Source organism: Catellatospora sichuanensis (assembly GCF_007483665.1).
GTDB lineage: Bacteria > Actinomycetota > Actinomycetes > Mycobacteriales > Micromonosporaceae > Catellatospora > Catellatospora sichuanensis.
The window spans coordinates 160,670-174,214 of the sequence record NZ_VIQO01000026.1; the positions used below are offsets into that span (position 1 = coordinate 160,670).

Consider the following 13,545-nt stretch of genomic DNA (forward strand, 5'->3'; position numbering starts at 1 on the left):
GGCTGCTCGACCGGCGAGCAGGTTTATTCGATGAGGAGTGTCGCGGTGGCTTCGCCGGTGGCGGTCCAGGTCGCCCCGCCGAGGAAGGCCAGTCCGGAGGGGTTCTGGTAGGTGATCGTGGCGCTTACGGTGACCGATTCGCCGTCGGGCGAGACCTCGACGGTGCCGGTCGCGCCGACGCTGTCCAGGTAGGTCTGCGCGGCGGCTCTTGCCAGCGTCGGGTCGATGACCCTGGCCTCGCCCAGGATCGCCCGGGCCGGGTCGATGGCCTGTCCGGCGCTGCGCGCGGCCTCGGTGGCGACGTTGTCGGCGCGCTGGTAGGCACGTAGCCGCCCGCCGCCGACGACGACCATGCCGAACATGACGACCCAGGCCTGCGCCATGATCACCACGAACACGGTCGCCTTGCCCGCATCACCGCGCCACCTGGTCATCTGCGGCTCCGGTAGGTGTCGAGCGGGCTGGTGAACGACGACTCGATGCGGAAGCTGCCCGGCACGCCCGGCATCGCGATGTCCGCGAATTGGACCTCGCAGACGACCCGCACGGTGACTGTCGCGGCCACGCCCACGGGCTCCTGGAAACCGGTGGGCTCGACGAGATCCGCCTCCAGCGGGTCGCAGGTCAGGCCCGCGGCCAGGTAGGCGTTGAGCGCGGCGGTCCGCGCCTCGGCACGGGCGGCGCCCTCGGTGCGGGCCAGGCTGGCCGTGCGCGCGGCGTCGTACGCGGCGGCCTCCCCGGCCTGCCGGGCCAGGCTATACCGGCCGGCGACGAAGACGGCAGCGAAGAACAGCAGCACCGAGGGCACCAGGATGGCCAGCTCGATGGCGGCCGAACCGCGGTCCCGGCGGCGCACAGCCTCGCTCACGGCACCCACCTCTCCACCGGCCCGTGCGCCTGCTGCGTGATCTCGAACGGGTTCAGGAACGGGAGCAGGCTGACCGCCCGCCCGGTGACGACCACGGTGACCTCGGTGTCGGCCAGGTCGCGATCCACGGTGACCACAGGGTTCTGCAGACCCGGCCCGATCACGCGCAGGAAGTCGTTCGCGTTGGCCCTCGCCGTGTCGTTGGTGCTGCCCTGCTGGCGGCCCGCGTTGGCACCCTGCGTCGCCGCGGCCAGCGCGATCGAGCGGGCGTAGAAGACCAGCGCCGTCTGCACCACCATCAGGGACACCAGCAGCAGCGGCGCGGCGATGATGGCGAACTCGACGGCACCGCCGCCGCGGTCAGGGCAAGCCCGTGACCGGCGCCGTCGCCAGAGCCGGTCACGGATCGGGTGCCAGATCACTAGCTGCCACCGCCGCCGCCGGCCGGCGGGGCGCCGCCGCCCGGGCCGGGCGGAGCTTGCACCGGGACCTGCTGCATCCAGCCGTCGGCGATCTCCCACACCGCGGCGGCGATGGCGGCCGCGGCGAGCGCCATGATGGCGACCAGCACGATGTGCGGCACCGGACCCTCGCCCCGGTCGCGGACGGCCGGGGACAACAGGGTGCGCAAGCGAACCTCGATCGCCGCGTATAACGTCGTGAACATGTCGCTCCTACTCCTCATCGTTGGTTGAACAGACTCACCATCAGCGGATACCCGACCAGGATCAGCAAGATCATGATCATCATCGTGGATGGGATGTCCAGCTTGGAGGTGCGTGTCTTGGCCGTTTCCAGTGCGCGCACCCGGATCTGGTCGCGCAGCGACGCAGCCTGGGCGCGCAGCGTCTGGTACACCTGAGCGCCGTCGTTGCCGGCGCTGCGCATGATGTCGGCGAAACTGGTCAGCTCGACCACGCCGATGGTCGAGGCGAGCCCCTTCAGCTCGTCCCAGGGCGCGCGCATCTGCAGCTGCGCGCTGAGCAGGGCGGTCCGCAGCCGAACGTACGGCCAGCCGTCGCAGATGCGCGCCGAGCGCTCCATCGCCTCGACCGCACCGTGCCCGGAGCGCACCTGGTGCGCGGTCAGCGTCGCGTACGTGCACAGGGCCCGGACGAACTCGGCCCGCGCGGACTTCGCCTTGGCCAACATGTCGTAGTGCGCGAGCGCACCCATGCCCAGCGCCAGCACCAGCGTCAACGCCACCGGCACCACCACCGGCAGCGAGCGGCCCGTCGCGACCAGCACCACCGTCACCACCACCGGCAGCGCCAGGCCCAGCAGGCCCGACACCACCACGCTGGTCACGTGCCGCTCCGGCGTCTTGTCGAGGATCGCCAGGTCGGCCATGGGCAGCCGCAGCTTCGACAGCCAGTCGCCGTCGACGACGGGCAGGTCGGCCAGGGCGGCGTAATGCGGGTCCACGCCCGGGTGCAGCCGCCGCAGGGCCGGTCCGAGCGCGGGCGTGGCCGGCACGAACAGCATGACCAGCAGGTACACCCCGAGCCCGGCGATCGCGCCGCCGGTGATGCCCAGCGCCAGCCACAGATTGCCGCCGATCATGCCTTCTCCTCGCTGCGCTCGTCGGCAGCATGAGAACCGACCCACCCGATTCGCCCGCTACGCGCGCTCATGCCTTCTCCTCGCTGCGCTCGTCGGCAGCATGAGAACCGACCCACCCGATTCGCCCGCTACGCGCGCTCATGCCTTCTCCTCGCTGCGCTCGTCGGCAGCATGAGAACCGACCCGCCCGATTCGCCCGCTCATGGCGTCACCTCCGCCGGAGCCGTGGCACCGGTCTCCGAGCGCAGCAGCCGCGGCAGCCGCTCCGGCAGCGACAGCCCGCGAATCCACATCATCAGCCCCACGTACAGGGCTGCGAGCAGGGCGAGGATCAGCTGGCCCAGGCCGGTGCGATAAGGCGCGGCGTAGCCGGGGTTCAGCGCGCCGAACAGCACCATCGCCACGGTCACTCCGGTCAGGAAGCGCACCGTGAACCGGGCCGAAGAGCGTTCGCTGTCCACCGTGGCCCGCGACACGATCTCCTCGCCCAGGCCGTTCGCGATGTCCAGCAGGGCCAGGTGCAGGCCCTCGCCGCCGTCCGCGGACTGCAGGATGAGCGGTGCCACCACCTCGTCGCTGCTGGGGTCGTCGAGCTCGTCGGCGAACGCGCGCAGCGCGCCGGGCAGGTCGGTGCCTGCCTGCAACCGCGCGGCCAGCGTGCGCACCTCGGTCGCGAGCAGCGGCGGCGCGGTGCGGGCCGTGGCGACGATGGCGGCCTGCAAGCCGATGCCGTTGCGTACGTAGTCGCTGACCCGCCGGGTCCACGCCTCCAGTGCCGACAGCCGCGCCAGCGCCTTCTTCTCGGCGGTCGCCGCGGAGAACAGCCACGGCACCCCCGGCACCGCCAGCGCGACGATGATCCCGCCCACCGGCCATCCGGTGAGCAGCCAGGCCGCCGCCCCCGCGCACACCGCGAAGATCAGCACACCCTGGTGCGTACGGCGCTGGGCGGCGGTGCGCCCCGGCCCGCGCCAGAACCCGCGCAGCCACAGCCGGGTCGGCGAGGCCGGACCGGGCGGGCGGCGGGTGCCGACGATGAACAGCACTGCCAGCGCGATGCCGGCGCCGGCCGTGAGCACGGACAGCGCCGCGAGAATCTGGATCATTGGCGCACCCGCTTGACGTGCAGCTCCCGGGTCCAGGAGCCCCGGTTGTGCGGCCCGGCCTCGATGTAGGGCACCAGCTCGCGCGGGTCGTAGCCGACGTCCATCAGGTCGTCGCGGATGCGCTCCGGCAGGTGCCGCGGCACCGCCCGGCCGTCCGGGCCCGGCCCGAACACGGTCGTGGTGACCACGCGGTCCTCGCGCATGCCGCCGACCTCGATGACGTGCGACACGAAGCGGTGCTCGCCGCCGCCGATGGCGCGCTCGTCGACCACCGCGGTGTAGACGATCAGGTCGATGCCCTGCGCCGCCATGCGCAGCGCCTGCTCCGCGCCGATGTCGTTGCCGTACGAGCAGGCCAGCTGGACGATCGAGTCCATCACCTCGCGGGCCTGCCGGGCGTGGATGGTGCACATCGCGCCCCGGCTGACCGTCATCGCCCGCAGCATCGGCACGATCTCGCGGCCGCGGGTCTCACCGACGATCACCCGCCGCACCCCGAGCCGCTGGGTGATCGGCATCATGTCGTGCAGGGTCTTCTCGCCGCGGCGCTTGCCGTTGTTGTCGTACTCGCCATGGCCCTGCAGCGATTCGAGGCTGATCACCCAGTTCTCGTCCGTCGGGTACAGGGACTCGTGCAGGCCCAGCTCCCGCGACTCCTCCAGGGTGATGTACGGCTCGCCGGACGGGATGGTGCGGCCGAGCGCACGGAGCAGGGTGGTCTTCCCGGACGCGGCCAGTCCCGCGATCATGATGTTCGCGCCGGACTCCAGCGCCTTGATCAGGAACCGGTACAGCAGTAGGTCGATCATGCCCCAGCGGTCGCGCAGCTCCTCCAGTGTCGCCGTGAACAGGCTGTGTTTGCGGATGTAGACGATCGGCCGCGGCGACACCTTGTACAGCACCGTCATCCGGGAGCCGTCGGGCAGCTGCATGTCCAGTTCGGGATTGGACTCCGACAGCTGGCGCTCGGTGGCCGCCACCCGCATCGCCAGCACCTGCAGCATGCCGATGAGTTCGTCGTCGGTGTCGGCGACCGGCTCGCCCCGGCTGCGGCTGCCGTCGGCGTGGTGTAACAGCACCTGGTCGCAGCCGATGATGTGCACGTTGGTGATCTTCGGATCGTCCAGCAGCCGCTGCAGCCGCCCGGCCCCGAACATGCCGGCCACCACGGCGTCCATCAGCGCCTGCTCGTACGCCGGGCTCACCGGCTGGCCGGCGTGCGCCATCGCCACCACGTAGTCGGCGATCACCTCGCGGCCGATCCGGGAGGCCGTCTCCCGCCGGTATGCCGCGGTGACGTTGGCCGAGTCGGCGAGCAGCCGGGTGAGCGTCTCGGTGACCCGGCCCTGCAACTGGCGCACCACCGCGTAGTCCACCGGCGTCGTCGGCGCCGCATGCGCGCCGGGAGGCTGCGCGGAGGGGACGCGGGCATGCCCGTTGACCCGGGGCGCGGCCGCCGCCTCCGGCGGGATCGGGATGAAACGTGGGGCCGTCACGGCAGCACCGGCGACAACCGCTCGGTGTCGCGCCGCGACAGGGCGCTGTCCATGCGGCGGGACGCGATCAGCGCGGTGACGCTCTCGTACGCGGCGGCGGACTTGCGCATCAGCGCGGCCCGGCGGCGGCCACGGCCGTCACCGCACAGCGCGGCCGCGGTCGACACGTCCCAGGGCAGCGACGCCGCCACGGGCACGCCCAGGTGCCGGGAGACCTCCCGCCCCGCGATCCCGCCCCCGATGAGCAGCAGGCCGAGACTGTTCTCCACGAAACCGGCCGGCAGCTCGCGGCGCATCGCGGTGACCGCCGACATGGCCGGCGACACCGTACGCAGCGAATGCGGCCGCAGCGCCAGCAGCACCAGGTCGGCCTTCGCCAGCAGCGCCCACGGGGGATGCGCCGCGGACAGCCGACCGCAGTCGGCGATCACCACCTGCGCCGTCATCCGCGAGAAGAACTCGCCGAGGCTGGTCCAGGCCAGGTTGAGGGTGGCGCTCTGGGCGGGCTCGGTCAGGCCCGGTAGCGCCATCCGCTGCTGGCGCGGCGCATCCAGGTCGATGAGGTTGCCCGCGAGCTCCTGCTCGGCCGCGCCGCGCAGTGCCGCCGACGCCAGCGGCAGCACCCCGCGGTTGGCGGGCAGCTCGTAGCGGGCCAGGTAGCCGGCCAGCAGGTCGCCGCCGGCCGGGTCGCACTCGGCCAGCAGCACCGGCGACGGCCAGGTCAGCGTGAACGCCAGCGCGGCGGTGGAGGCCCCCGGGGAGCCCTTGGCGGAGACGATCGCGATCAGAGGCATCGGCGGCCGCTCACGATCCGTCGAGGGCTAGCACGATGCGGTCGCCGGCGGCGAGCGCGGCCACCGTGGGCGCGTCCACCGTGGCCACCTCCACGTTGATCACCGTCTGGCCGGACCGGCTGCCCGCGGCCAACTGGACGATCGTGGCGGTGATGGTGCGCGGCGGGACCAGGTCGGGACCGTCGCCGTTGCTGCGTACGGGCACCACCACGAGCAGCACCTGTGCCCCGACGGACAGCCGGGACGCCGAGGGCATCCGGTCCTCGCCGAGGGCGATGCCGATCAGTTGGTGGCCGGGTGCGGGCACGGGCGTCTCGGTGACCTGGTCCAGGGTCAGCAGCGTGCCCGGGACCAGCGCCATGACGGCGCGCTTGCCGATCACCTGCCCGGCGTTCGCGGCGGGGATCGGGCGCAGGCCCACCGCCTGGTTGACCCGCACGACCACGAGGTCGTCGCGGCTGATCTGCGCGCCCTTGCCGACGGGCCGGGACATCGCCAGGTAGTCGTGCGTGCCGCCGATGCGCTGCGCGACGTACGCCGCGGTCAGCGCGCCGACGATGATCAGGAGCACGGCGAGCGCGCCCTGGGCCACCGACCGCCGCCGGGGAGCGGTGCGGGGCACCGGGATCGGCGCCGCGGGCAGCGCCCGCGCCGGTGCACTGGTGTTGACGCTCATACCGCCTTGCCTCGTTTCTCGACACTCCGGCCGGTCAGCTGACGGCCGGTGAGTTCACTACCTGCATCTCGTCGATCCGGACGTCGGCGGTGGAGAACCGTTCGATGTCGATCGCGCCGGTCTCGCCGCCGCCGACGACGTGCCAATCCACGTGCCAGATGGTGGTGGCCACGATGTGGTATTCGCCGCCGTCCTCGGTGCGGGAGGGTTCGGTGTACCGGTGGCCGCAGTCCGGTGACGACGTGTTGCCCGCCGCGGCCGTGTACGGCGTGCCGACCGAGGGGCAGCGGACGACGGTGCCGTCGCCCATGTCCCAGCGGATCTCCATGGCCGTCGCGGTGGCGCTGACCGTCAGTCCCGGCACCGAGGCCTCCCGGGTGATCGAGCCCCAGGTGCTTGCGGTCGCCGGGGTCCACATCCAGACCGGCAGGCCGACCAGGCCCGCGTCGTCGGGGTCGGGGGCCATGTTGATGACCGGCCCGGCGATGGGCATCAGCCTGATCGCCCGCACGGCCAACGCCATCGGCGAGGGCATGGCTCCGTATCCCGGCGGCGGGTCGGTCAGGTACTCGTCGCTGCCCTGCTGCCAGCCGGCCGACTGGCCGCCCCAGCACCAGACGGCGTACATGAAGCCCCCGGCCGGGTCGTTGCCGCCCCACAGCACGTCGTCGGCGGCCAGCTCCATGCGGGTGTAGTAGCAGCTGTCGGTGTGGTTGAAGTAACCCATGCTCGCGTCGTGGCAGGGGATGACGCCGAGGTCCTCGTGCTCGCAGTCGACGCCCGGGATGTTGCCGCCGTCGCCGCCGTCGCCGTTGTCGCCGCCCGAGCCGCCGCCCTCGACGATCAGGACGCAGGGGCCGTTGTTGGGCGGGCAGTGGATGTAGTCGGCATAGGCCGGGCTCTGCGTCACGACCAGAGTCAGCGCCACCGTGATCGTGGTCGTGGCGAGCGCCGCCAGCACCCGGGCCCGGGTCAGCACGACGCCGCCCGGTCGGTGTGCGAGTCCACCCAGCGCCAGGCGCTGTCCGGGTAGAGCCCGGCGCGCAGGGTCACCGGGTAGCGCTTGTTCTGCCCGGGTGCCGCGACGGATTTGCGGGTCTTCTTGTTGACGGTGTCCGTGCCGGCGTCGTCCACGCAGGCCTCCACGACTATCGAGGTGGCGCTGACCGAGACGACCCGGCGCAGCGTGACTTTGGGTTTTCCGATGCGCACCAGCCCCTGCTCGGACAGCAGCCCGAGGTCGCGCTCCAGCTGGGCCATGTAGCGGCCGCCCGCGTACCGGTAGAGCGGGCGCCGGGTGACGTCCTTGTTCCAGTCGTACTTGCCGGTCTGGCCGGCGGTGAGGTAGATGCCGTTCAGCTTCTGGAATGCCGCCCAGGCCGTGTCGACCGTGCGCTGCTGGTCGCCGCTGAGCGCGGGGCCGGGAGACGGCCGCACCGCGGCGTGCGTCGGCAGCGCCGCGGGCTCCGGCACCTCGGCCGAGCACCCGGCGAACACCACGCAAGAGGCGACGGCCAGCAGGGTCGCGGCAGCGACCGACCGTCCTCTTCGGCTGTACGGAATCATGCGCCCCCCTCGTCCCCGACGAGCCTCGCTGAGTCCTTCACCTGCCAGAAGTTGTTGCCGTGTAAGCGGATCCCCCCGCATCAGACGGCCGATCGTACGATGAACTCCGCCGATATAACAAGGGGTGAGGAATAGCCACACGGACAGTGTTTGCCGTCGGATCTTCCATTTACGACTCACGATCATTCCGAACTCGGGGTACGGCCCGTCGCGGCAGATCTCCCTGACAGCGGGCCGCCATCCATCGACCATGACAAATGGTAAGACAAGCGCCCCGCGTCATGAATGCGACGGCCGGCGCGAGTGGCACACCGGTTCGTCAATTCCGGCAAATCAGCTCTGGTGCCCCGCTAAGATGACAAAGTTATCGACGGGGAGTGATGGCTGTGGTGACGGTCGACAAGAGCACGGGCTTCGCCACGGTGCCCGCGCAACTGGACGAGGTGCTGGACTGGTTCGCGCGGATGCGCGAGGGCGACCCGGTCAGCTGGGACGAGCACTACGGGGCTTACCACGTCTTCCGGTACGCCGACATCGAGAAGGTGCTCTCCGATCCGGCGACCTTCTCCTCCGACCTGACCGGGCTGGTCCCGCCACAGGAGGAGATCGAGCTGTTCAGCCGGGGCAACTTCGTGCGCATGGACCCGCCCCAGCACACCAAGATGCGCCGCATCGTGAGCAAGGCGTTCACCCCGCGGGTAGTCGCCGGGCTGGCCCCGCGCATCGAGACGATCACCGACGAGCTGCTCGACCAGGTCGCCGGGCAGGAGCGCGTCGACCTGGTGCAGGCGCTGGCATACCCGCTGCCGGTGACGGTGATCGCCGAACTCATCGGCGTGCCCGCCAGCGATCGCGACGTCTTCCGGCGCTGGGCCGACGAGCTGCTCAACGCGCAGGTGCCGGACACCGTGATCCCGGACGAGAAGATGATGCAGCAGGCCGGCGCGCGGCTGCGGGGCATGATCGACTACTTGCTGGCGCACATCCGCCACCGGCGGGCCAACCCGGCCGACGACCTCACCAACGCGCTGATCGAAGCCGAGGTCGACGGCGAGCACCTCACCGACGAGGAGATCGTCGGCTTCCTCGGCGTGCTGCTCATCGCCGGGCACATCACCACCACGACCCTGCTCACCAACACCGTGCTCTGCCTGGACGCGAACCCCGGCGCGGCCGCGGCGCTGCGCACCGACCCGGACCGTGTCGCGCCGGCGCTGGAGGAGGTGCTGCGTTACCGCGCGCCGTTCCCCCGGCTGGCCCGGCTCACCACCACCGCGGCCACGGTCGGGGAACGGCCGGTGCCCGCGGGCAAGGTGCTGATGCTGTGGGTGGCGTCGGCCAACCGGGACGCCGCCCGCTTCGTCGAGCCGGACACCTTCGACATCACCCGTACGCCGAACCCGCACCTGAGCTTCGGCCACGGCATCCACTTCTGCATCGGCGCGCCGCTGGCCCGCCTGGAGGGCCGGATCGCCGTGCAGACCCTGCTGCGGCGCTGCGCCGACCTGGCCGTCGACGACGGCGTGCAGCTCTACGACCCGCGCATGATGACCGGCGCCCGCGTCCTGCCCCTGCGCGTGGGCTGGTCCTGAGCCCATCCGCGCCGTCGCTCACCTGAGCGTCGCACCTGCCCGGCAGGTGGGCGAAAGCGGGCGCAGGATACGCACAGGTGCCAGGCGGGTCCGACGATCACCGCGGCGCGGGTCAGGCCGTGCCCGTGCGCTGATGGGCGCTGACGGCCAGCTCCACACGGGAGTGCACGCCCAGCTTGGCGAGGATGCTCGACACGTGTGACTGCACCGTGCGCCGGGACAGGAACAGCTGCGCGGCGATGTCGGGATTGGACATCCCGGAGGCGACCAGCAGCGCGACCCGGTGCTCGGTCTGCGTGAGCGCCTCCCAGCCGTGCTTGGGGCGTTTGCGCGGGCCCTGCCGGCCGCGGCGCACCCCGAGCCGGCGCAGCCGCGCGTCGGCTCGGAAGATGTCCCGGCTGGCGTCCATCGCGGTGTAGAGGTCCAGCGCCCGGGTCAGCGCGGCCCGCGCCGGTTCGAGGTCGCCCCGTGCTGCCAGCGCCACCGCGGCGTCCTCGGCGGCCTGCGCCTCGTACAGCCGCCAGCCGCAGGCACGGTAGGACTCCACGGCGGCCAGCAGCATGCCCGCATCGCCCTCGGCGAGTCCCCGGCACAGCGACGCGGTCGCGGTCAGGCTCACCGCGGGCTGCGCGGCGGCCAGCTCCTCCGTCTTGGCGACCAGCGCGGCAGCCCGGTCCCGGTCCCCCGCCGCGGCCGCCAGCCGGGCCAGGTCGGGGCAGATGTGGTACATCACGCGGTGCGGCAGGTGTTCGAGCGCGGAGGCATGCTCCCAGAACGGGAAGAGCAGGTCGAGCGAGTGCTGTGCCCGCGCGGGCTCCTCCTGCAGCACCCGCGCCCAGGTGTCCAGGTAGACGTACTGCGCCTCGGCCGAGCCGCCCTGGCCCTGTGCCACGATCGTGGCATCGGGCGCCGGCTCGCCGCGGTGGATGGCGATGAGCCTGCACAGGCCGCGCAGCCACGGCTCGTCGCCCAGCGGGTCCGGATACTCCAGCCCCGCCTCGATCTCGGCGAGCGCGTCGTCCCAGGCCCCGGTGAGGAAGCGCAGCTGCGCCCGCAGCGCGTGGATCAGCGTCAGGTACGGCCCGCCGTAGCGCTGGTTGCTCTCCAGCGCGTCGGCCAGCACCTGCTCCGCCTCGTCCAGCCGGTCCAGTTGCAGCAGGCAGTAGCCGCGCAGCACGCACTGCCCCGCGGGCATGTCGGGCAGCACGCTCTGGCCGAGGTCGGCGATGGCCTGCTCGCTCAGGGCCAGGCCCTGCCCGATGTCTCCCTCGACGAACCGCAGTCCCGCCTGCACCAGCCTGCCCAATCCCACCGAGTACCCGTCACCGGCCCGCCCGCCGTACTCGATCGCCAGCGCGGCGGCGGACGCGGCGGCCTCGTGCTCGCGCAGGAAGAACCGGCACTTGGCGCAGAACCCGTGGAATCGCCCGACGTCGGCCGGGGGCAGGTCCGCCGCCGCCAGCGCCACCGTCGCAGCCTGCACCGCCTCGGCCTGTCGGCCCTGCCGGAACAGCGTGTCCATCAGCAGCCAGTGGAGCGCGCTGCGCCGGTGCGGGTCCGGGTCGCGCCCGATCGCCTCCCGGGCCTCCTGCTCCGCCGCGCGCAGGCTGCTCTCCCAGATCAGCGCCCGCACCAGCTGGAAGCGCAGCTCACCGGCACGCTCCTCGGAGACCGCGGCCAGCGCCCGGCGCAGCAGCCGCACCGCCGCGCCGGGCGCTCTGGTGATCAGCTCGTCGGCGGAGGCCACCAGCCAGTCCAGCGTCGCGGCGTCCAGCGTGGTGCCGGCGACCAGGTGTTCGGCGACCCGCTCGACGGAGGCCCCGGACGCGGTGAGCACCTGCCCGGCACGCAGGTGCAGCGCGGTGCGCATCTGCTCGGGGACTCCCTCGCGGAGCGCCTCACGGATCAGCGCGTGCCGGAACTCCAGGTAGCGCCCGGCGTCGACGACCACGCCGGCGTCGAGCGCCGCGAACATGATCTCCGACAGCGCCATGACCGGCATCTCCAGCACCGCGGCCAGTTCCGCCACATCGATGGTGCGGCCCAGCACGGCGGCCTGCTGCAGCGTCTCGCGCTCCCTGCGGGGCAGGAAGGCCAGCCGGCGCAGGATCATGTCGAGCAGCGACCGCGGCATGCCCGCCTCGGCCGGGTCGGGGGGCAGCTCGGCGCTGCCGCGCGCCACCCTGATCCGGCCCTCGCGCGTCAGCGCGGCCAGCAGCTCGGTGAGGTAGAACGGGTGGCCGCCCGCGTCGGCGACCAGACGGGCCAGCCGAGGGCCGGGCGGCGCGCCCAGCCGGTCGGTGACCAGCGCGGTCACCGCGGCGTCCGGCAGGGCGGCCAGCTCGACCAGGTCCGCGCCGCGTGCCTGCAGGCTGCGCAGCAGCCCCGCGGCCTCGGTGCGGCCGGCGGCCCGGGTGGCGACGGCGACCAGCAGCGGGTACTCCTCGATACCGCGGCCCAGCCGGTGCAGCACCACCAGGCTGGCCGGATCGGCCCACTGCACGTCGTCGACGATCACGGCCACGGGACCCGCCGCGCACCAGGCGTCGACCAGATCGAGGATCGCCTCGGTGACCGCGAGCTGGTGGTTGGCCGCGGCCGTGCTCAGCGCCAGCACGCCCTCGCCGCGCAGCAGCCGCGCGACCTTCGCCTGGGCCGGATCGTCGGTGACGACCAGCAGGCCGAGACACGCGCCGATGGCGGAGAAGGGCAGCTGCTGTTCGAGGTCCTCAGCCGCGCCGCGGCACACCCGCATGCCCAGCCGCCCGCATTCCGCTGCGGCCATGTCCAGCAGGCTGGTCTTGCCGATGCCGGGTTCGCCCTCGACGAGGACCGCGGCACCGGTTCCGGCTGCCGCCGCCCGGGCCAGCGCGCGCAGTCGACCGACCTCGGGTTCGCGGCCCACGAAAACAGGCGCCGCCATGGAACAAGCCTAGTCGTGAGGCATGTCCCAGGCGGCGCCATGGGGCCGAACGTGGGGTGTCCCTGTGCTCCCGCGGGGGCGGGCCGGGGACACACCGTGTCCGGGGTGGGGTGGGATGGGTGCGAGGAACGTCAGTGGTCCGCGCGTCCGGCGTACATCTCGTTGACGACGGTGAGCACGTCATGGATGGAGGTGCGGGCACGGGTGGCGATGTGTTCGACGGGGGCGTTGCTGGCGAACGCCGCCCGGATCGCCGAGCGCAGCGAGCCGGCGTCGCGGCCGGTGGCGACGGCCTGGTCGATCAGGCACAGCGCGTGGTCCGCGGTGACGTACATGCATCATCTCCCAGCTGCCGGCTCGTCGTCATGATCGGTGCGGAGGACCGCGTGCCTCCGCTCGACCCGCTTGACGCGGCCGTAGAGGCGCCGGTGCTTCCGTGACATCCACGATCCGGCACCCGGCAGACCGAAACATCCGCCACCCGGCGGTACTGCGCGCCCGACTCATTCCTGTTTTATAGGAAAAGCTCCGTTCATGCCGTTGTTTCGGCAGGAACGGAGCCCCGATCACGGTCCGCGGCGGGCTCAGCCCGGGTGCACGCCGACGGCGTCCCGGATCTTGAAACCCTCCCGCGCGTCGGCCGAGCGGGCGCAGTGCGCGCAGCAGTAGAAGTGGCCGGACACCTCGACCCCATGTCCGATGATCTTGGTGGCGCAGTGCTCGCACACCGGCGCCAGCAGGTGCACCGCACACTCGAACGAGTCGAATACGTGCACCGCGCCACCCGCGGTGTGCACCTCGAACGACAGCCAGTAGTCGTTCTTGCAGACCTCACACGTGCCCACAGACAATCCCTCCCATCGGCGTATCCATGAACAGTGTCGGGTCAATCACCATGGGTTAGCGGCAAAACGACCCATTTGCCCAGGCCACCAGCGTGATCAGCGCGTACGCAGCTCGA

15 protein-coding genes are annotated in these 13,545 nt (G+C 72.2%); 1 reads left to right on the forward strand and 14 read right to left on the reverse strand.

Annotation, left to right across the window (positions count from 1 at the left end):
* Window positions 1-23 precede the first annotated feature (23 nt).
* The 11 genes from FLL47_RS32525 to FLL47_RS32570 all read right to left on the reverse strand — a co-directional run bounded on the left by FLL47_RS32525 (window position 24) and on the right by FLL47_RS32570 (window position 8,069).
* Window positions 24-434, reverse strand: a complete 411-nt coding sequence (locus tag FLL47_RS32525; RefSeq protein WP_144126403.1) for a hypothetical protein — start codon at window positions 432-434, stop codon at window positions 24-26.
* The gene (locus FLL47_RS32530) at window positions 431-868 is read right to left on the reverse strand and encodes a TadE family protein (RefSeq protein WP_246158947.1); all 438 of its coding nucleotides are present in this window, start codon (window positions 866-868) and stop codon (window positions 431-433) included. The genes FLL47_RS32525 and FLL47_RS32530 overlap by 4 nt, the downstream gene beginning before the upstream one ends.
* Entirely contained in the window at window positions 865-1,290 is a 426-nt protein-coding gene (locus FLL47_RS43225; protein ID WP_186316039.1) for a TadE/TadG family type IV pilus assembly protein, read from the reverse strand. The genes FLL47_RS32530 and FLL47_RS43225 overlap by 4 nt, the downstream gene beginning before the upstream one ends.
* Window positions 1,290-1,535, reverse strand: coding sequence for a hypothetical protein (locus tag FLL47_RS43230; RefSeq protein ID WP_186316040.1), 246 nt, complete (start codon window positions 1,533-1,535; stop codon window positions 1,290-1,292). Before FLL47_RS43230 ends, FLL47_RS43225 begins: the two co-directional genes overlap by 1 nt.
* A 14-nt stretch (window positions 1,536-1,549) precedes the next feature.
* Complete coding sequence (locus FLL47_RS32540; protein WP_144126409.1) at window positions 1,550-2,431, reverse strand: type II secretion system F family protein; 882 nt, start codon at window positions 2,429-2,431, stop codon at window positions 1,550-1,552.
* A gap of 200 nt (window positions 2,432-2,631) precedes the next feature.
* Complete coding sequence (locus FLL47_RS32545; RefSeq protein ID WP_144126412.1) at window positions 2,632-3,537, reverse strand: type II secretion system F family protein; 906 nt, start codon at window positions 3,535-3,537, stop codon at window positions 2,632-2,634.
* A complete protein-coding gene (locus tag FLL47_RS32550) occupies window positions 3,534-5,033 on the reverse strand; it encodes a TadA family conjugal transfer-associated ATPase (RefSeq protein WP_144126415.1) in 1,500 nt (499 codons plus the stop codon). The genes FLL47_RS32545 and FLL47_RS32550 overlap by 4 nt, the downstream gene beginning before the upstream one ends.
* Entirely contained in the window at window positions 5,030-5,827 is a 798-nt protein-coding gene (locus tag FLL47_RS32555) for a ParA family protein (RefSeq protein WP_144126418.1), read from the reverse strand. Before FLL47_RS32555 ends, FLL47_RS32550 begins: the two co-directional genes overlap by 4 nt.
* A 10-nt stretch (window positions 5,828-5,837) precedes the next feature.
* Window positions 5,838-6,503 (reverse strand): SAF domain-containing protein, encoded by a 666-nt coding sequence (locus FLL47_RS32560; RefSeq protein WP_144126421.1) that lies wholly within the window; start codon window positions 6,501-6,503, stop codon window positions 5,838-5,840.
* A gap of 34 nt (window positions 6,504-6,537) precedes the next feature.
* Entirely contained in the window at window positions 6,538-7,482 is a 945-nt protein-coding gene (locus FLL47_RS32565; protein WP_144126424.1) for a hypothetical protein, read from the reverse strand.
* A complete protein-coding gene (locus FLL47_RS32570; protein ID WP_144126427.1) occupies window positions 7,476-8,069 on the reverse strand; it encodes a hypothetical protein in 594 nt (197 codons plus the stop codon). Before FLL47_RS32570 ends, FLL47_RS32565 begins: the two co-directional genes overlap by 7 nt.
* 380 nt (window positions 8,070-8,449) lie before the next feature.
* On the opposite strand from FLL47_RS32570, the gene FLL47_RS32575 reads away from it, so the two are divergent.
* On the forward strand, window positions 8,450-9,661 hold the full coding sequence (locus tag FLL47_RS32575) for a cytochrome P450 (RefSeq protein WP_144126432.1): 1,212 nt from the start codon (window positions 8,450-8,452) through the stop codon (window positions 9,659-9,661).
* Between the two features lie 112 nt (window positions 9,662-9,773).
* Here the strand turns inward: FLL47_RS32575 and FLL47_RS32580 are convergent, their stop codons facing one another.
* From FLL47_RS32580 to FLL47_RS32590, 3 genes are all read right to left on the reverse strand, one after another.
* Window positions 9,774-12,584, reverse strand: coding sequence for an ATP-binding protein (locus FLL47_RS32580; RefSeq protein WP_144126435.1), 2,811 nt, complete (start codon window positions 12,582-12,584; stop codon window positions 9,774-9,776).
* Between the two features lie 131 nt (window positions 12,585-12,715).
* On the reverse strand, window positions 12,716-12,919 hold the full coding sequence (locus FLL47_RS32585; RefSeq protein WP_144126438.1) for a hypothetical protein: 204 nt from the start codon (window positions 12,917-12,919) through the stop codon (window positions 12,716-12,718).
* 249 nt (window positions 12,920-13,168) lie between these two features.
* Window positions 13,169-13,429 (reverse strand): Prokaryotic metallothionein, encoded by a 261-nt coding sequence (locus tag FLL47_RS32590; RefSeq protein ID WP_144126441.1) that lies wholly within the window; start codon window positions 13,427-13,429, stop codon window positions 13,169-13,171.
* Between the last annotated feature and the right edge of the window lie 116 nt (window positions 13,430-13,545).